The sequence below is a fragment of the Clostridium sp. 'White wine YQ' genome (genome assembly GCF_028728205.1).
GTDB lineage: Bacteria > Bacillota > Clostridia > Clostridiales > Clostridiaceae > Clostridium_T.
Window position 1 is genome coordinate 215398 of record NZ_JAQYUU010000007.1, and the last position, 19236, is coordinate 234633.

A 19236-nucleotide genomic window follows, 5' to 3' on the forward strand; every position below is an offset into this window, starting at 1 on the left:
ATACTCACCTAGCCTATAATTTATTTTTTCTAATTATTACTTTAATTGATTTACAAATTCGTCATATTTTGTACGATCTAAGAAATTCTTAACAGTTATGATCTTATCAGTTTTAGCTGATTTTCTAGCTCTTTCAGCTAAGTTTTCTTGTGTGAATACTACATCAGCATCTGCTGGTATAGCATCAACTGGAGTGTGTTTAACATCAATACCACTTATTCCAGCATCTTTTAATGCTTTCTTAAGTATTGATTCTCCCATAGCTGAAGATCCCATTCCTGCATCACAAGCAAATACGATTAATTTAATTCCAGCTTTTGAAACTGAAGGAACGCTTTGTCCTTTACTTTCAGCTTTCATTTCTTTAACTTTGCTTTGTGCTTGTTCTAAATCTTCTCCGCCTTCTGGATCTCTCTTAATTATAACTGCTGCTATTAAGAATGATACTACAGTACCAACAAGAACCCCTGCAAGAACTGGTAATAGTCCACCCTTAGGAGACATTGCTATAAGTGATATTATACTTCCTGGTGAAGGTGCTGATACAAGTCCTGCATGAGTTATTACGAATGTTAAATCTGCAGTTATTCCACCACCGATTACAGCTAATAATAAAGCTGGTTTCATTAATACATATGGGAAATAAATTTCATGTATTCCACCTAAGAAGTGAATGATGATTGCTCCTGGTGCTGATTGTTTAGCCATTCCTTTACTATATAGCATATAAGCTAAAAGTATTCCAAGTCCTGGACCTGGGTTTGGTTCTAATAAGAAGAATATTGACTTACCAACATCATGTGCTTGTTGAATTCCTAAAGGAGATAATACTCCGTGATTAATTGCATTGTTTAAGAATAAGATTTTAGCTGGTTCAACAACTATTGCTATTAAAGGAAGTAATCCTTTATCAGTTATTGCTTGAGCAGCATTACCTAAGCCAGTTGAGATTCCTGCAACGATTGGTTCTATATAAGTAAATGCAAATAATGAAAGTCCGCCACCTAGTATACCTGCTGAGAAGTTATTAACTAACATTTCAAATCCTGTTGGGATTTTTCCATCTACTAGTTTGTCAAACTTCTTGATTAACCATCCACCAAGTGGTCCCATTATCATGGCACCCATGAACATTGGAATAGAAGCTCCAACTACGATACCCATAGTTGCGATAGCACCTACTACTCCTCCTCTAGTATCATATACTAGTTTACCACCTTGATAACCTATAAGCAATGGTAGTAAGTAAGTGATCATTGGTCCAACTAATTTAGCCCAATATGCATTTGGTGTCCAACCAGTTGGTATAAATAATGCAGTGATAAGACCCCAAGCGATGAATGCTCCAATGTTTGGTAACACCATGCTACTTAAAAAACTACCAAATCTTTGAACTTTGCCTTTAAATGTAGAATTGTTTGAAGTATTAAGATTTTCCATTATGAGACCTCCTATAAATTTTTTAAATAATAATTATTTATTACACTTATTATATTAAATTATATCGTTTTCACTTTCAATTTAAACAATTTCAATTCTGTGATACGTTTTCAGTGACAATTTTAAAATTAATATAAATCCTAGCAAAAATCAACATTTGAAGGTCTACAAATGTACTTTTTTTCCAAAATGAAAAGTTTAAAAAAGGGTTGCTTTTTGAATTTTAGTACAAAAACTATGCATTATTTGCTTTTATTATGTTCAAATTTGATGAAAATATAATATGTATTTTATATTGCATATTGCTTTACATAAAATAAAAGACCTTTAAAAGGTCTTTTATAATTAAGTAATAATTTATTAAAAAAGCCTAGAGATTCTATATATCTTTTGGCGAAAGATTAGGGAGAAATTCCTATAATCTCTAGGCTAATTTAGCATTTTATTGTTCTAACTTCTTTTCATTTATCCAAGACATCATTCCTCTAAGCTCTTGTCCAACTTTTTCGATTTGATGCTCACTATTTATTCTTCTTGTTGCATTGAAATTAGGTCTTCCTACTTGATTCTCTAATAACCAGTTCTTTGCAAAGGTACCATCTTGAATTTCATGAAGAACCTTTTCCATCTCTTTTTTAGTTTCAGATGTAATAATTCTCTTACCTACTTGATAATCTCCGTATTCTGCTGTATCACTAATTGAGTATCTCATTAAGCTCATTCCACCTTGATACATTAAATCTACAATAAGTTTCATCTCGTGTAAGCATTCGAAATATGCATTTTCAGGAGCATATCCTGCTTCAACAAGTACTTCAAAGCCAGTTTTTATAAGTTCACTAACTCCACCACATAGAACTGCTTGCTCTCCAAATAAATCTGTTTCTGTTTCATCTCTAAATGTAGTTTCTAGAACACCAGCTCTAGCTCCCCCTATACCGTTAGTATAAGCTAATGCTAAATCTTTCGCTCTTCCTGTATAGTCTTGATGTATAGCAATTAAACATGGAACTCCTGATCCTTCAGTATAAGTTCTTCTAACCATATGTCCAGGTCCTTTTGGTGCTACCATAAATACATCTACGTTAGCTGGTGGCACTATTTGACCAAAATGAATATTAAATCCATGGGCAAATACTAAAGCCTTTCCTTCTGTTAAATTAGGAGCTACTTTTTCATTATATAGTTTAGCTTGCTTTTCATCTGGAATTAATATCATGATAACATCTGATGTTTTAACTGCTTCTGCTGTATCTAAAACTTTTAAACCTGCTGCTTCTGCTTTTTCCCATGATTTACTTCCTTCATATAGTCCAACTACAACATCTACTCCACTTTCATGAAGATTTAATGAGTGTGCATGCCCCTGGCTACCATAACCGATAACTGCTACTTTTTTTCCTTTTAATAGTTCAAGATTTGTGTCCTTTTCATAATACATTTTTGCCATTTTTAGTTCCCCCTCTTATTTATACATCTTCTTCATAGATTATTTGATTTATAAGTGCTCCTGGTGCTACCATAGGGAACACTTTCTTATCTTCATGAACTCTATAATCAATAACTATAGGTACAGAAGAGTTAAAAGCTTCTTTTAATGCTGGTTCTAGTTGTTCTTTTCGTTCAACTAAAAATCCTTTTCCGCCGTAGGCTTCTACAAGTTTAACAAAGTTTGTTCCTCTATTAATTGAAGTATGAGAATATCTCTCTTCATAGAAAAAGTTTTGCCACTGTCTTACCATACCTAAGGCATTGTTGTTTACTATTATTGTAACTACAGGTGCCTTTTGAGCATAGGAAGTTGCTAATTCATTGCAGTTCATAGCAAAGCTACCATCTCCTGCAATATTAATAACTAACTTATCTGGATTAGCTACCTTACAGCCAATAGCTGCTCCAAGTCCAAATCCCATAGTTCCTAGTCCACCAGAAGTTATGAATCTTCTTGGCTCTATATGCTTATAGAATTGAGATGCCCACATTTGATGTTGTCCAACTTCAGTTGTTACAATGGCTTCTCCATCTGTAAGTTCATTAATTTTACTAAATAAGAATTCAGGTGTTAATTCGTCATTTTCTTTGCTTCTGCCTCTACCATCTTCCTTATATATATTCATCTTGTTAATCCATTCTTTGTTATCTTTTTTATTTAGCAGCGGAATTAATTTTCTTAAACTTTCTTTTATATCCCCAATTAAGCTTGCATCTACTTTTACATTTTTATTAATTTCCGCTGGATCTATATCCAAATGAATAATTTTAGCCCCTTCAAGATTATCATTTGAACTAATAACTCTATCGCTAAATCTTGCTCCAATAGCTATTAATAAGTCACATTCCCAAGCACCCAAGTTTGAAGCCCTGGTACCATGCATCCCTATCATTCCTGTATATAATGGATGAGTTACTGGAAATCCACCCATACACATAAGTGATGCTGATGTTGGAGAATCTATTTTTTCTGCTAGTGCTATTAATTCTTCTGATGCCCCTGAACTTATAACTCCTCCTCCTGCATAAATAAATGGTCTTGAGGATTCGTTAATTAATTTTGAAACTTCTAATAAAGCTTCTTCTGTTATATGCTTATTGCTTCTTGTAACTTTAACGGGTTCCTTCTTAATATATACACCCTTTTGAGCTGTTATATCTTTTGGGATATCTACAAGCACAGGTCCTGGTCTTCCCTCTTGTGCAATTCTAAACGCTTCTCTTATAGTGTGAGCTAAATCATCAACATTCTTCACCATAAAATTATGTTTAGTTATTGGTAGAGTAATACCTGTTATATCTACTTCTTGGAAGCTATCCTTTCCAAGTAAAGGTCTTGTAACATTACCAGTTATAGCTACCATTGGAGTTGAGTCCATATATGCTGTAGCTATTCCAGTTACTAAATTCGTTGCCCCAGGTCCCGAAGTAGCTAAACAAACCCCAACCTTTCCAGTACTTCTTGCATATCCATCTGCAGCATGAGCAGCCCCTTGCTCATGGCAGGTTAAGACATGTCTTATTTTATCTTTATACTTATAAAGTGCATCATATATATTAAGAACTGCCCCTCCTGGATACCCAAAAATAGTATCCACTTCTTGTTCTAATAAACACTCTAATAGTATCTCTGACCCATTTAGTATCATATGCCCCCTCCTTTTATACTAAGTCCTAAGCAGTACAATTTTTATTTAAATATAGCTCCTTGGCTAGCTGAACTAACTAATTTTGAATATCTACCTAAATATCCATCAGTAATTTTTGGTTCTGGCTCTTTCCATTCTTTTCTTCTTGATTCAAGCTCTTCTTCTGAAACTTTAATTTCAAGCTTACCTTTTTCAATATCTATAGAGATAATATCCCCATCTTTAATTAATGCAATATTTCCACCTACTGCTGCTTCTGGGGATACATGTCCTATTGATGCCCCTCTTGTTGCCCCTGAGAATCTTCCATCTGTAATTAATGCTACTGATTTATCAAGTCCCATTCCTGCTATTGCCGATGTTGGAGATAACATTTCTCTCATACCTGGTCCGCCTTTTGGGCCTTCATATCTTATTATTATTACATCACCACTTTGTATTTTTCCTCCCCAGATTGCTGCTATTGCATCTTCCTCTGAGTCATAAACCTTAGCCGGTCCTTCATGTCTCATCATTTCTGGAAGTACAGCTGATTTCTTAACAACAGCCCCGTCTACTGCAAGGTTTCCTCTTAGAACCTGTATTCCTCCAGTTTGACTATAAGGTTTTTCTATAGGTTTTATTACTTCATAGTTAATAACGTGAGCTTCCTTAATATTTTCACCCAATGTCTTTGTTGTGGCTGTAATACAATCAAGATTTAGTAAATTCTTTTTAGAAAGTTCATTCATCACTGCTTGTATTCCGCCAGCAAAATATAAGTCTTCTATATGATTCTCTCCTGCTGGAGCTAACTTACATAAGTTTGGAGTTTTTGAACTTACTTCATTTATAATATCTAAATTAAGCTCAATTTTAGCTTCATTTGCAATGGCTGTTAAATGTAAGACCGAGTTAGTAGAACATCCTAAAGCCATGTCAACAGTTAGAGCATTCTTTATAGTTTTCTCTGTTACTATATCTCTAGGCTTAATGTCCTTTTCAACTAATTTCATTATTGCCATACCTGCATCTTTAGCTAATCTTATTCTATCTGAATAAACTGCTGGTATAGTTCCATTTCCAGGTAGTCCTAGTCCTAAAACCTCTGTTAAGCAATTCATTGAGTTTGCTGTAAACATGCCTGAACAAGATCCGCAAGTTGGACATGCACTACTTTCCATTTCCAATAAATCTTCTTCTGATATTTTATTGGAATTATATGCCCCAACAGCTTCAAACATAGTAGATAAAGATATTGAACTTCCTCTATATTTTCCTGCAAGCATAGGTCCACCTGAAACAACTACTGCTGGTATGTTTAGTCTTAATGCTGCCATAAGCATACCTGGTACTATTTTGTCACAGTTTGGTACAAGTACAAGTCCATCAAAGGAATGTGCCTTAACCATACATTCAATTGAATCGGCTATAAGTTCTCTTGTTGGCAATGAATATTTCATTCCCTCATGCCCCATTGATATACCATCACAAACTCCTATTGTAGGGAAAACAACTGGTGTTCCTCCTGCTAAAAGTACTCCACTTTTAGCTCCTTGAACTATTTTATCTAGGTGAACATGACCTGGAATTATATCATTTTGCGAAGTTACAATACCAATCATCGGTCTTTTCATTTCTTCATCTGAAAATCCTGCTGCTCTTAATAGTGATCTATGGGGAGCTTTGTCTGCCCCTATCTTTATTCTATCGCTTCTCATAAAATAAATTACTTCCCTTCTTTTATATATTTAACCACTAGTTCCCCCATTTCCTTAGTACCAACCAATTTATTACCTTCACTCATTATGTCTCCAGTTCTATATCCCTCTTCTAGAACTTTTTCTACTGCTTTTTCTATTACTGTAGCTTCATTTAATAACCCAAAGGAATACTTAAGCATCATAGCTGCTGATAATATTGTAGCTAGTGGATTTGCTATTCCTTTTCCAGCTATATCAGGAGCTGACCCATGAATAGGTTCATACATTCCGTTTGTACTCTCTCCTAAACTAGCTGATGGTAACATTCCAATTGAACCAGTAATCATTGAAGCTTCATCTGATAATATATCTCCAAAAATATTTGAAGTTACTATAACATCAAACTGTCTTGGGTTTTTAACAAGCTGCATAGCAGCATTATCAACATATTGTCTATCTAGTTCTACTTCTGGATAATCCTTGTGAACTTCATCCACTACTCTTCTCCATAATCTTGAACTTTCAAGTATATTTGCTTTATCAACTAGTGTAACTTTTTTCTTCCTTTTCATTGCAGTTTCAAATGCTATTTTCGCTATTCTCTTAATTTCTGAAGTACTATACTTTTCTGTATCTGATGCTGTTTCTTCATCTCCATTTTTAACTAGGCTTCTTTCCCCAAAATATATTCCACCAGTTAATTCTCTAACTACACAAATATCTATTCCATCCCCAATTATTGAATCTTTAAGTGGTGATGCATCTCTTAATGCTGAATGAAGCACTGCTGGTCTTAGGTTGCAATACAGTCCTAAGCCACTTCTTAATCCTAATAATGCTTGTTCTGGTCTTATTTTTGCAGTAGGATCATCCCATTTGGGACCTCCAACTGCCCCTAGTAAAACTGAATCACTATTTCTACATATCTCTAATGTTTCTTCTGGTAGAGGTGTCCCCTTTTCATCTATAGCTATTCCTCCAGCTAGTACATACTCATAGTTAAACTGATGAGAGTACTTTTCTCCTACTAGGTTTAAAACTTTTATAGTTTCATCTATAACCTCTGGTCCGATTCCATCCCCTGGTATTACTGCAATTTTATATTCCATAATTAACCCCCTATTTATTTAACCAACTTAGTTTTTGTTTTTTATATATTCAACTAATCCGTTGCTATTAATTATTTTTTGCATAAACTCTGGGAAAGGCTCTCCTTGGAATTCCTTACCTGAAGTTAAATTTTTTATGATTCCAGTATTAAAATCTACTTCTACTTGATCTCCTGCATTTATATTTTGAACTGCTTCTGGACATTCAAGTATTGGTAAGCCAATGTTTATAGCATTTCTATAAAATATTCTTGCAAAAGTTTTAGCAATTACACAGCTTACTCCACTTTCTTTTATTGAAATTGGTGCATGTTCTCTTGACGAACCACATCCAAAATTTTTATCTGCAACAATTATATCCCCAACTTGAACTTTGCTTGCAAATGTATCATCTATATCTTCCATACAGTGAGCTGCCAGCTCCTTTGGATCAGATGTATTTAAATATCTTGCTGGTATTATTACATCCGTATCAACATTATCTCCATATCTAAAAACTTTTCCGTTAGCTTTCATATTCCTTTACCCCCTATGCTACATCTTCTGGATTTGTTATTTTACCAGTTATTGCTGAAGCTGCTGCTACAGCTGGACTTGCTAAATATACTTCTGATTGCGTATGCCCCATTCTACCAACAAAGTTTCTATTAGTAGTAGATACACATCTTTCTTTCTTAGCTAATATACCCATATGTCCACCTAAACATGGTCCACAAGTTGGAGTAGAGAAAATTGCTCCAGCTTCTATAAATGTTTTAACTAGTCCTTCTTCCATAGCTTGAAGATAAATCTTCTGAGACCCAGGAATTACTATTGCTCTAACATACTTGGCTACTTTCTTTCCTTTTAATATTTCAGCAGCTACCCTTAAGTCCTCTATTCTTCCATTAGTACAAGAACCTATAACTACTTGATCTATTTTTATATCTCCTACCTCATCAATTGTCTTAGTATTTTCAGGTAGATGTGGGAATGCAACTGTAGGTCTTAAGGTGCTTAAGTCAATTTCAATTACCTCATCATATTCAGCATCTTCATCTGCTTCATACACCTTATACTCTCTAGTTGAATGTTCCTTTAAATATGCTACTGTTTTATCATCTACTGGGAAAATACCATTTTTTGCTCCAGCTTCTATAGCCATATTAGCCATAGTTAGTCTTTCATCCATTGATAAATATTTTAGTCCCTCTCCAACAAACTCCATAGATTTATATAAAGCTCCATCAACACCTATCTTTCCGATAATGTGTAGAATTACATCTTTACCACTAACCCATTTTGAAGGTTTGTTTTTAAGCACAAACTTTATTGCAGAAGGTACCTTAAACCAACACTTTCCGGTTGCCATTCCAGCAGCCATATCTGTTGATCCAATTCCTGTTGAAAATGCTCCTAATGCTCCATAAGTGCAAGTGTGTGAATCTGCCCCAATTACTACATCACCTGCAACTGCTAAACCTTTTTCAGGGATAATAACATGTTCTATTCCCATTTCTCCTATTTCAAAGAAATTAACTATTCCTTTATCTTGAGCAAATTCTCTAATCATTTTTACTTGCTCAGCAGCCTTAATATCTTTATTTGGTGTAAAATGATCTGGTACTATTGCTATTTTTTCTTTATCGAAAACTTCATTAATACCTATTTTGTTAAATTCCTTTACTGCTACTGGAGTTGTTATATCATTTCCTAAAACTAAATCCAGATTTACTTCAATTAATTGCCCCGCCTTTACTGATTCTAAGCCTGCATGTGCTGCAAGGATTTTTTGTGTCATGGTCATCCCCATTTAAATCATTCCCCCTTAAAAATATGTTCTTACATTTCTTTCAATATCTTTTATTAATTTATATTCAATGGAATCTACAAGAGCTATCCAGCTTGCCTCAATAATATCTCTAGATACTCCTACGGTAGTCCAATTTTCACATCCATCTGAAGATTCAATAAGAACCCTTACTGATGCTTCTGTAGCTGTACCTTCATCGAGTACTCTAACCTTGTAATCCACAAGTCTTATAAACTTTAATTGAGGATAGAATACTTCTAGTGCTTTTCTTAGAGCTTTGTCCAATGCATTTACTGGTCCATCTCCTTCTGCTGCTGTCATTTCATCCCTTCCATCAACATTTACATTTATAACTGCTGTTGAAGTGAAGTTAGCCTTTGATGATGGATGCTCTCCTATAACTTTAAAATTATTCAATTGAAAGAAAGGTTTGTATTTGCCTATTATCTTTCTTATTACAAGTTCCACTGTTCCTTCTGCACCTTCAAACTGATATCCTTGGTGCTCTAATTCCTTTAGCTTATCTATAATTAATTGAACTTCCTTACTATCCTTTGAGAAATTAGGAAACAATTTTTGAACTTCTTTTAGAATTGTGCTTTTTCCACTTACTTCAGATACTAGTATTCTTCTGCTGTTTCCAACACACTCTGGGTTTATATGCTCATAGGATTTTGGTTCTTTAACCACTGCATCTATATGCATTCCACCCTTATGAGCAAAAGCTGCACTTCCTATATAAGGTGTATCATCCCGAAGCTGAATATTTGAAATCTCTGAAAGCATCATAGCTGTAGATTTTAGATTTGATAACAATTCTTTTTCAATAACATCCTTGTTCATTTTTAACATTAATGTAGGTATTATTGAACTTAAGTTAGCATTCCCACATCTTTCTCCAATTCCTAAAAATGTTCCTTGAACATGATTTGCTCCAGCTTCCACCCCAATAATTGAATTCGCTACAGCTACCCCAATATCGTTATGACAATGTATTCCTATATTCTCATCTATAATTTCTTTTACTTCTGTTACAATATCAAATATTTCTTTTGGAGTTGTTCCTCCATTTGTATCACACAAAACTATCACATCAGCTCCTGCATTTTTTGCAGTTTTCAGTGTCTCAATGGAGTATTTCTTATTACTTTTATAACCATCAAAAAAATGTTCCCCATCAAATATGACTTCTTTTTGATGCTTTTTTAGATATTCTATTGATTCTTTTATTAATTTAAGATTTTCATCTAAGGTTGTCTTTAAAATCTCCTTTACATGAAAATCTGAGCTTTTTCCAAATATAGTTACTACTTCAGTTCTTGCTTCTAATAAATCTTGAAGATTCTTATCTTCCTTTACTGTTACCCCAATCCTTCTTGTGCTACCAAAAGCAACTAGCTTAGTTTTTTTGAGTCTTAACCCTTGAGCCCGTCTAAAAAAATCCATATCTTTAGGATTAGAACCTGGATTGCCAGCTTCTACATAATCAACTCCTAAATCATCCAAAGCTTTAACTATTTTAAGTTTATCCTCAACAGAAAATGATATCCCCTGCCCCTGAGCACCATCTCTTAAGGTTGAATCTAGAATAAATACTTTATTGCTCATGCTATTAACCTCTCTTACTTTTAATTCTTCTTAAAACTATGCTTCGAAGTATTCCCCATGAGAGCTTATGTCCTTTTCCCCTCTTTCAAGGGCTGCAAGACCTGTTCTTACCATTTCCTTTATTCCATATTCCTCCATAAGCTTTATAAGTGCTACAACCTTGCTTTCATCACCAGTTAGTTCTATAGTTAAAGTTTCCATGGAAATGTCAATTACTTTGCATCTAAAGATTCTAACTATTTCATTAATAGCAGCTCTTTGAGTGGCATCAGCTTTAACTTTAATAAGGACTAATTCTCTATATACTGCATCTTCCTGGTCAAGTTCTACCACTTGCTTTACATCTTCTAGTTTCCCCAATTGCTTTTTTACTTGTTCTAATGTATCCCCATCTTCAAACATAGTTATTGTCATTCTTGAGAATTCAGGATTCTCAGTTCTGCCAACAGTGAGACTATCAATATTGTATCCTCTCCTTGAAAACAATCCAGCAACTCTGCTCAACACACCAGAATAATTTTTTACTACTACTGATAAGACATGCTTATCCATATATGCCCCCCCTTTTTAATAAATTTTGTTATTACTAAAATCTATATTTGGATAAATAAAACCCACCCTTAATGATACAATCATAAGAGGTGGGAATATAAACATATCTTCCGCCTTAAATATAATATCACTCGGTTCTAACAAACCCTTGCTTTTAACGGGGCTTACCGGTAGTCGCCTACTTGTTACACCATTATAACTTTCAGGACTCTGCTCAGGAGTGATATTCATTTAGTAAAAGTATCGGCTCACAGCAACAACCGACTCTCTGAAACTTTCATCTCTAAATAAAGGTCTCCCTCGTAGCATTTATTTTTAAGGTCATATATTAAGTTTTAAATTTCTTATTGTTGAAATTATTGTACATTTATATAATAATTTCGTCAATACTTTATATTTTTTTTATTACATTTGAATTATTTTTTGTTTATAATTAACATTTTCACATTTTAGTTTTATTATATTAACAGTATCTAAATTTACAAATACTTTTATATTTTATAAAATTTTTCTAAAAATGCATCATATAATTTCATTTAAGTTTCTATAGTTTATTTTCAAATAATACTAAATATTCTCCATATCCTTCCTCCTCTAATTTTTCTTTTGGTATGAATTTTAACGAAGCTGAATTAATGCAATACCTTATTCCTCCTAACTCTTTAGGTCCATCATTGAAGACATGGCCTAAATGTGAATCTCCTTCTTTACTTCTTACCTCTACTCTATGCATTCCATGAGTAAAGTCTGCCTTCTCTTTTACAATTCCTTTCTCAATGGGCTTTGAGAATGCTGGCCACCCGCAGCCAGAATTATATTTATCTGTTGAGGAGAAAAGCGGTTCCCCTGTCACAATATCAACATAAATGCCTTCCTTAAAAAATTCATCATATTCATTTTCAAAGGGTTTTTCAGTGGAATTTTCTTGAGTAACTGAATATTGTAACGGAGTTAAATTTTTTTTAAGTTCTTCTCTTGAAGGTTTAGTATACTTTCCCATAAAATCACCTACCAAATTTATTTATTAATATTATACCAATTAGCATAAAAATTTATCTAAGTGAGCAACTTAATCTTAGTAAAGGGAGGGTAAGTTCATGAAATCATCCAACAAATCTTCTAAATATGACCCACAGAATGATAAAAACTTTAGCGGCAATTTATCCCAAGATTATAGTGAATTAAAACAAATATTAAATAACTGTTCAGATATTGTTTATAGAGAATTTAAAATCAACAAATCTTTTGATGCTCTGCTTATATATATAGATGGCTTCGTTAATGTTGAACAAATTGATATGAATATTCTTAAACCTTTACTAAACTATGATTTCAATAATATAAATAAATCTTCATTTAATTCAAATGAACTTAATAATTTTATAAGATCTCAAATAGTTTCAATTGGTGATGTAAATAAAATTATGTCTCTTCATGAAGCCATAGATAACATCCTTAAAGGTAATGCTATTCTTATTATTAATGGACTCCAAGAAGCTATTTCATTAGATGTTAAGAAATATGAGAAAAGAAGCGTAACTGAACCAGTTATGGAGCCTATTATTCGAGGTCCTAGAGATGGATTTACTGAGGATATAAAAACCAATTTAATCCTAATTCGAAAAAGACTGAAGACTCCTTCATTAAAAATGGAAAAATTTCTAGTTGGAAAGTTATCAAAAACAATTATATATGTGAGTTACCTAGAGGGAATTGCTAGTGATTCTTTAGTAAAAGATATAAGAGATAAATTAAGTAAGATAGATATAGATGCTGTACTTGAAAGTGGATATATTGAGGAATTAATAGAAGACAACCATTTTTCTGTCTTCTCTCAATTTGGTTATACCGAGCGTCCTGATAAACTTTGCAGCAGTATGCTTGAAGGACACGTTGGTATTCTTATTGATAATACTCCTGTAGCTCTTATGGCACCTCAAACTCTCTTTGAAACCATGCAAACTAGTGAAGATTCTTATGAAAGATATCTTCCAAGTACTATGATTCGTTTTGTAAGATACATTTTTTTAGGTTTAGCTTTTTCTTTGCCTTCTTTTTATATTGCATTATTAACTTTTCATCAAGGTATGATTCCTAAAAAATTATTATTTACCATATGGGCATCGAGAGAAAATGTTCCTTTTCCAGTACTTGTTGAGGCTATAGTAATGGAAATATTTTTTGAAGGACTAAGAGAGGCAGGTCTAAGATTACCCAGCGGTACTGGTCAAACTGTAAGTGTTGTTGGTGCTCTAGTTATAGGTGATGCTGCCGTTAAAGCTGGAATAGTATCTTCCTCAATGGTTATCATTGTTTCCATAACAGGAATAGCTTCCTTTATCATTCCTAGATATAACTTATCCTTATCAGTTAGAGTACTTAGATTTTTTATGATGATACTTGCTGGTACCTTTGGGCTATATGGAATGTTTATTGGTTTTCTTGTTGTATTAATTCACATGGCCAAATTAGATTCTTTTGGTATACCTTATTTATCACCATTAGCTCCTTTGGATTTATCCAGCCTTAAAGACGTTGTGGTTAGAGTTCCCTGGAGTTTTATGAATAAACGTCCTGAATATATAAATAAGAAAAACATTAAGCGAAAAAGTTCTACTAAAGATTAAACACTAATGCTTGTAAGTTTAGGAGTGAGTACATTATGAGGTATAAAAAAGTTTTATCTTTACTTTTTACATTCTTGATGATGTCTAATTTTCTAGTTAGTTGCTGGGATAAAAAAGAATTAGACCATCTTTTAATTGTTTCTGCCATAGCTCTTGATACTAATAAAGATGGTACAATTACTCTTACACTTTTATCTTCAATACCTAGGCAGACAACTAATAAAAGTGAAACTCCAGGTGGTCAAAGTAATACTATTTTAGTTTCCGCCGAAGGAGAAGATATAATTGATGCTTATAGGAAAATAGAAAAAAAATTATCTAGAGAAATTTTTTTATCCCAAACTGAATGTGTGATTGTAGGAGAATCTACTGCAACTTCAGGACTTTCTGATATTCTTGATTTCTTCTCAAGAGATCAACAAGTGCCCCTAAAAACATACATTTTATTTTCTAAAGGTAAGGCTTCTGATATTTTAGAGATAAAATCACCTATAGAAAATAATCCATTTGAAGAAATCAGCAAATTAGAAGATTTGAATTTATCTCTTAAGCTTAGATACAAAGATATATTATATTCCATGACTGAAGAAGGTGTGGAAGCAATAGCACCTGTAATACAAAGAATATCTTCTGTAGATTATAGCAGTCCAAATAACAAGGCATTATTATCAGTTCCAGGCTCTGCAGTATTTAAAGAAGATAAATTAGCTGGATTTATAACTGATAGAGACACAAGAGGAATTCTTTGGTTAAGAAATGAAATCAAAAATGGAATGATTACTGCAAAAGTTCCTAATGAAAAAGGCGGTGGTTTAATATCTGGAAGAATAGAGAGAGCTAAAACCAAGATAGAGCCTATATTAAAAGACGATAATATAGAATTCATTGTAAATATATCGGCTGAGGCTACTATATATGAAAGTTCATCGAAACTAGATCTTAGTAGCCACTATGCAATTCAATATGCTCAAGAAATGTATGCTAAAGCAATTAATGAAATGATTTATGAATCTTTAGACAAAGTGCAGAAGCAATATAAATTAGACGTGATAGGTTTTGGTGCAATAGTTCATGGCAAATACCCAAAACAATGGGATGCTGTTTTTAAAGATAACTGGAATAATGAATTTTCTAAATCAAAAATTATTATTAATACTAAGGTGAAAATATTTTCAACAGGATTTGATTCAAAATCAATTTTAAAAAAGGAGGAAGAACTTATAAAATAATATTTAAGTCTTTAAGGAGAATTAAAATGCAAAAGATTTCAAACTTCCAACTATTTTCTCTAATGGTTTTATATGAAATTGGAAGCACTATTATTTTTGGATTTGCAGCGGAAGCTGGAAGAGCTGCTTGGATTTCAGTATTAATATCTGCTTTTATAGGATTATTAATTAATCTGCTCTACCTTTATTTATCTAAGGTTAACCCAGGATTGACTTTAATTGAATGGTTTCCAAAACATTTCGGAAAGTGGATAGGACTTCCTATTGCTTGGTTTTATGTTCTTGAATTTATGTATGATGGAGGAAGGGGGTTACAGGATTTAAAACTTTTAGTTCCAAATACAATCCTCCCTAGAACTCCAAGCTTTGTAGTGCAGATAATATTTATGCTTGTTATTGTCTATGCACTATATGCAGGTCTTGAAATAATAGGTAGGATAGGTGAATTATTTTTTCCAATCATATTAATTCTTTCGACTTTAGAAATTATTTTAATATTCTTTTCTGATACTGTACACTTTCAATATCTTAAGCCTTTTTTGGATAAAGGGCTTAAGAATACACTAAATTCAGTTTTCCCCTTAGGAATAACTCAAACCTTTGGGCAAACAATAGAATTTACAATGATTTGGCCAGAAGTTAGAGATCAAAACAAACTAATTAAAAGCACTTTACTTGCAACCCTTTTTTCAGGACTATTTATTGCATTACTTGATGTTTTAGCTATCATGGTTGTAGGGGCAACTACCTTTTCTAGAAGTAAATTACCTCTATATAGATTAATTAGAACTATTAGCATAGGTAAATTCATCGAAAACTTAGATGCTATAAATGTATTATTTTTTCTAACAACTGCATTTTTCAAATTATTTATTCATATATATTGCGCAATTAAAGGTGTTCAGAAATTACTTTATACAAATAACAAAAATAAAACAATTATTCCAGTTTCCCTGATTGTTTTATATCTTGGAACAAACATGGCTGCTAATGGCCCAGGGCATATAGAAGTAGGTATTAATGTAGTACCAAACAATTTATGGTTCCCTTTATTTTATATTTTACCTATTCTGTTATTTGTATTTATCCTTATAAAAAAAGTGTTTTACAAAAAAGTTTTATCTACATAAAGGTGGTTTTAGTAAATGATTGACTTTATATTTTCCTGGAAATCATATGTTATGCTTGATAAACCATGGCTACTACCATTGTTTCTTTTTACTCTATCTTTACCTCTTTCATTTCTTACAATTATACGTGGAAAAAGAAACTATAAATAACCATTAAAATCTTTAAGGAGATTTATCATGCAAAAAATTTCTAACTATCAATTGTTTTGTCTAATGGTTTTATTTGAAATCGGAAGTACAATTATATTTGGTTTTGCCTCAGAAGCTGGAAGAGCTGCTTGGATTTCAGTTCTGATATCTGCTTTTATAGGTTTACTAATTAACCTACTCTATCTTTATTTAATGAAATGTAATCCTGAATTGACCCTTGTTGAATGGTTTCCAAAGTATTTTGGGAAATGGATAGGATTCACTATTGCTTGGATCTATGTACTAGAATTTATGTATGATGGTGGACGTATGTTGCAGGACTTAGAAATATTAGTACCAACTACAATCCTCCTTAGAACTCCCTCCATTATAGTTCAGCTAATATTCATGATTGTTATAGTGTATGCTTTATATGGAGGTCTTGAAGTAATAGGACGCTTAGGTGAAATTTTTTTACCTGTCATACTTTTGCTATCTACGATAGAAATTTTATTAATACTTTTTTCTGACGCTGTGCACATTCAATATCTTAAACCTTTCTTAGACAAAGGTCTAAAGAATACATTGAACTCAGTTTTTCCCTTAGGTATAACTCAAACTTTTGGCCAAACAATTGAATTTACAATGATTTGGCCAGAAGTTAGAGATCAAAACAAACTAATTAAAAGTACTTTACTTGCAACCTTATTTTCAGGAATTTTTATTGCATTACTTGATGTTTTGGCTATTATGGTTGTAGGGGCAACTACCTTTTCTAGAAGTAAATTACCACTATACAGATTGATTCGAACTATTAGCATAGGTGATTTCATAGAAAATCTAGATTCTATAAATGTATTGTTCTTTCTAACAACAGCCTTTTTCAAATTATTTATTCATGTATTTTGTGCAATTAAAGGTGTGCAGAAATTACTTTACACAAGGAACAAAAATAAAACAATTATTCCAGTTTCCTTGATTGTTTTTTACCTGGGCACTAATATGGCTTCCAGTGATCCAGAGCATCTAGAAACAGGTCTTAAAATAGTACCTTACAATTTGTGGTTCCCTTTATTTTATATTATTCCTATTCTTTTATTTGTTTTTATTCTTATCAAAAAATTTCTACATAGAAAAGTTTTTTTGCAATAAAAAATCTACAAGTAGCTATCACTTGTAGATTTTTTATTTAATACTTATTTAATTTCTTCACCATTAAAATTTTCATATTCAGCAGGCTTTTTATCATTTCCTCTATTATCTTGGTTATTATGCAGCTTTTGCCTTCTTTGACCTTTTTGTAATGCATTATTTTCTCTTCTTTGTACCAAAACTATCACTCCCTTCAGCTATATTTTTTGCTTAAGAGATTTTTTTAATTCTCTTTTTTATCTTTTTTGTGCTGATGGGAATAAATATTCTATACAAAGCATAATATTATCAGTTATTGTCTTAATTCTGGATTTATTCATTGTCTCAAAAGTAGCTGTTAAATAATCTTCACTTTCACTTCCAAAGGATTCTAATGCCTTTATTTTAAGATTATATTTTGTATTTTTCATAAGCCCTGTTAACTTAACAGATAGTTTAGTCTTTGACTTATTTAAATAAAAATCTGAAAAAGCTAAAAATTCCTTATGAATTTTACCGGTAATTTTATTAATAACCTCAATTTTATAAGAATGAATAAAATCTTTATGCTTTCCTTGATTAAATATTATAGTTACTGAATCACTTGTAACTTCTTTTAATTTAACCATTTTACCTTTAAAGTATGGTTTAATTCCACGTTTGTACCTATCATCGGTATATTTAAACTTAGACTTATCTCCAATACCTTCTAACACCCATGGAGTATTTATAATCTTTTCATTAACAAAATCTATGGCTTCAATTATAACTTTATTGTCTTCAGATACATTTATTAATAATCCTTGTGAAAACTCATCAGCTCTTGGTGGAATACTTCCATTCACCTTTCCTTTTTCCATCTCTATATAGCTAACAGATGCAGTTCCTATAGATGTGAAATCTCTTTGGTGTATCGATCTAGGATCATTTAAAGGGTGATGTGAATGTCCTGTAAAAGTTACTACCTGAGGATAATCTTTCAAAACCTTGTAAAATGATTTATTACTCCACTCTTCACTTCCATACACAGTATCTTTTATATGCTGGTGAACTGTAAAAAATATTGGTTTCTTAGGATCATCACTTTTTGCTATCTCAAGTCTTTCTTTAACCCATTTCAATAATTTTGAAGTAAAGTGCCCATCTCTCCATCTTCCTTCTGTGCTTACAGAAATAAAATGGAATCCTTTTATAATCTTATGAGAATGAATTAAACCACCTGTAAATTCCTTAAACCTTTTTTGAGCCATTTTAATAGGCAGTCCATTCCAGTAATCATGATTTCCCATAACAAAAATCTTTTCTGCACTAGGGTTTCCATATTCATTATATATATTTTTAAATTTAGTATATTCTGATTTTTTCCCTCCATGAGTAATGTCTCCTGCAATAATCATGGCATCTAATTCAGGTCTTAATCTATTTACTACTTCTAAAGCTTTTTTAAATTTTTTTTCATCTTTTGTAGTTTTACTTTTTAGATGAATGTCACTTATTACAGCAAATGATATATTCATTTCTTTATTCTCCTTTGAAATAAGTCATCCAAAAATTATATATTGAAATATATTCAATATTATAGCCAGAAGTTCATTTATGGTAGGTTTTTCAAGGTATAATTTTTGTTTCATTAGTATAATTTTAAGCTAATTATATCAACTTATCTA

The 19236-nt window shown here is 32.3% G+C and carries 16 protein-coding genes; 4 read left to right on the plus strand and 12 right to left on the minus strand.

Annotation, left to right across the window (positions count from 1 at the left end):
• Positions 1–36: 36 nt before the first annotated feature.
• From PTZ02_RS16835 to msrB, 10 genes are all read right to left on the minus strand, one after another.
• Positions 37–1440 (minus strand): PTS mannitol transporter subunit IICB, encoded by a 1404-nt coding sequence (locus PTZ02_RS16835; RefSeq protein WP_274228945.1) that lies wholly within the window; start codon positions 1438–1440, stop codon positions 37–39.
• Positions 1441–1882: 442 nt separating this feature from the next.
• The gene (gene ilvC / locus PTZ02_RS16840) at positions 1883–2890 is read right to left on the minus strand and encodes a ketol-acid reductoisomerase (protein ID WP_274228946.1); all 1008 of its coding nucleotides are present in this window, start codon (positions 2888–2890) and stop codon (positions 1883–1885) included.
• Between the two features lie 19 nt (positions 2891–2909).
• On the minus strand, positions 2910–4580 hold the full coding sequence (ilvB, locus tag PTZ02_RS16845; RefSeq protein ID WP_274228947.1) for a biosynthetic-type acetolactate synthase large subunit: 1671 nt from the start codon (positions 4578–4580) through the stop codon (positions 2910–2912).
• Positions 4581–4621: 41 nt separating this feature from the next.
• Positions 4622–6280 (minus strand): dihydroxy-acid dehydratase, encoded by a 1659-nt coding sequence (gene ilvD / locus PTZ02_RS16850; protein WP_274228948.1) that lies wholly within the window; start codon positions 6278–6280, stop codon positions 4622–4624.
• Positions 6281–6288: 8 nt separating this feature from the next.
• Positions 6289–7371, minus strand: a complete 1083-nt coding sequence (leuB, locus tag PTZ02_RS16855) for a 3-isopropylmalate dehydrogenase (RefSeq protein ID WP_274228949.1) — start codon at positions 7369–7371, stop codon at positions 6289–6291.
• A gap of 27 nt (positions 7372–7398) precedes the next feature.
• Positions 7399–7887, minus strand: coding sequence for a 3-isopropylmalate dehydratase small subunit (leuD, locus tag PTZ02_RS16860; RefSeq protein WP_274228950.1), 489 nt, complete (start codon positions 7885–7887; stop codon positions 7399–7401).
• A 13-nt stretch (positions 7888–7900) separates the two neighbouring features.
• The gene (leuC, locus tag PTZ02_RS16865) at positions 7901–9163 is read right to left on the minus strand and encodes a 3-isopropylmalate dehydratase large subunit (protein ID WP_274228951.1); all 1263 of its coding nucleotides are present in this window, start codon (positions 9161–9163) and stop codon (positions 7901–7903) included.
• Between the two features lie 15 nt (positions 9164–9178).
• Positions 9179–10771 (minus strand): citramalate synthase, encoded by a 1593-nt coding sequence (gene cimA, locus PTZ02_RS16870; RefSeq protein ID WP_274228952.1) that lies wholly within the window; start codon positions 10769–10771, stop codon positions 9179–9181.
• 36 nt (positions 10772–10807) lie between these two features.
• Complete coding sequence (ilvN, locus tag PTZ02_RS16875) at positions 10808–11323, minus strand: acetolactate synthase small subunit (protein WP_238884352.1); 516 nt, start codon at positions 11321–11323, stop codon at positions 10808–10810.
• A 544-nt stretch (positions 11324–11867) separates the two neighbouring features.
• Positions 11868–12323 (minus strand): peptide-methionine (R)-S-oxide reductase MsrB, encoded by a 456-nt coding sequence (gene msrB, locus PTZ02_RS16880; protein ID WP_274228953.1) that lies wholly within the window; start codon positions 12321–12323, stop codon positions 11868–11870.
• 97 nt (positions 12324–12420) lie between these two features.
• Between msrB and PTZ02_RS16885 the strand changes: the two genes are divergently transcribed.
• The 4 genes from PTZ02_RS16885 (at position 12421) to PTZ02_RS16900 (ending at position 17590) form a co-directional block, all read left to right on the plus strand.
• Entirely contained in the window at positions 12421–13950 is a 1530-nt protein-coding gene (locus PTZ02_RS16885) for a spore germination protein (protein WP_274228954.1), read from the plus strand.
• Positions 13951–13985: 35 nt separating this feature from the next.
• Positions 13986–15179, plus strand: a complete 1194-nt coding sequence (locus PTZ02_RS16890; protein WP_274228955.1) for a Ger(x)C family spore germination protein — start codon at positions 13986–13988, stop codon at positions 15177–15179.
• Between the two features lie 26 nt (positions 15180–15205).
• Positions 15206–16309 carry a GerAB/ArcD/ProY family transporter gene (locus tag PTZ02_RS16895; protein ID WP_274228956.1) on the plus strand — a complete coding sequence of 368 codons (1104 nt, stop codon included), beginning with the start codon at positions 15206–15208 and terminating at the stop codon, positions 16307–16309.
• A 177-nt stretch (positions 16310–16486) separates the two neighbouring features.
• A complete protein-coding gene (locus tag PTZ02_RS16900; RefSeq protein WP_274228957.1) occupies positions 16487–17590 on the plus strand; it encodes a GerAB/ArcD/ProY family transporter in 1104 nt (367 codons plus the stop codon).
• Between the two features lie 44 nt (positions 17591–17634).
• Here PTZ02_RS16900 and PTZ02_RS16905 read toward each other — a convergent pair whose 3' ends face one another.
• Entirely contained in the window at positions 17635–17769 is a 135-nt protein-coding gene (locus PTZ02_RS16905; RefSeq protein WP_274228958.1) for a clostri-philic family protein, read from the minus strand.
• Between the two features lie 57 nt (positions 17770–17826).
• Positions 17827–19086, minus strand: coding sequence for a metallophosphoesterase (locus PTZ02_RS16910; RefSeq protein WP_274228959.1), 1260 nt, complete (start codon positions 19084–19086; stop codon positions 17827–17829).
• Between the last annotated feature and the right edge of the window lie 150 nt (positions 19087–19236).

Coding starts and splice junctions, on each gene's coding strand:
- PTZ02_RS16835 (WP_274228945.1), bottom strand. CDS start 1,440: ATGGAAAATCTTAATACTTCAAACAATTCTACATTTAAAGGCAAAGTT.
- ilvC (WP_274228946.1), bottom strand. CDS start 2,890: ATGGCAAAAATGTATTATGAAAAGGACACAAATCTTGAACTATTAAAA.
- ilvB (WP_274228947.1), bottom strand. CDS start 4,580: ATGATACTAAATGGGTCAGAGATACTATTAGAGTGTTTATTAGAACAA.
- ilvD (WP_274228948.1), bottom strand. CDS start 6,280: ATGAGAAGCGATAGAATAAAGATAGGGGCAGACAAAGCTCCCCATAGA.
- leuB (WP_274228949.1), bottom strand. CDS start 7,371: ATGGAATATAAAATTGCAGTAATACCAGGGGATGGAATCGGACCAGAG.
- leuD (WP_274228950.1), bottom strand. CDS start 7,887: ATGAAAGCTAACGGAAAAGTTTTTAGATATGGAGATAATGTTGATACG.
- leuC (WP_274228951.1), bottom strand. CDS start 9,163: ATGGGGATGACCATGACACAAAAAATCCTTGCAGCACATGCAGGCTTA.
- cimA (WP_274228952.1), bottom strand. CDS start 10,771: ATGAGCAATAAAGTATTTATTCTAGATTCAACCTTAAGAGATGGTGCT.
- ilvN (WP_238884352.1), bottom strand. CDS start 11,323: ATGGATAAGCATGTCTTATCAGTAGTAGTAAAAAATTATTCTGGTGTG.
- msrB (WP_274228953.1), bottom strand. CDS start 12,323: ATGGGAAAGTATACTAAACCTTCAAGAGAAGAACTTAAAAAAAATTTA.
- PTZ02_RS16885 (WP_274228954.1), top strand. CDS start 12,421: ATGAAATCATCCAACAAATCTTCTAAATATGACCCACAGAATGATAAA.
- PTZ02_RS16890 (WP_274228955.1), top strand. CDS start 13,986: ATGAGGTATAAAAAAGTTTTATCTTTACTTTTTACATTCTTGATGATG.
- PTZ02_RS16895 (WP_274228956.1), top strand. CDS start 15,206: ATGCAAAAGATTTCAAACTTCCAACTATTTTCTCTAATGGTTTTATAT.
- PTZ02_RS16900 (WP_274228957.1), top strand. CDS start 16,487: ATGCAAAAAATTTCTAACTATCAATTGTTTTGTCTAATGGTTTTATTT.
- PTZ02_RS16910 (WP_274228959.1), bottom strand. CDS start 19,086: ATGAATATATCATTTGCTGTAATAAGTGACATTCATCTAAAAAGTAAA.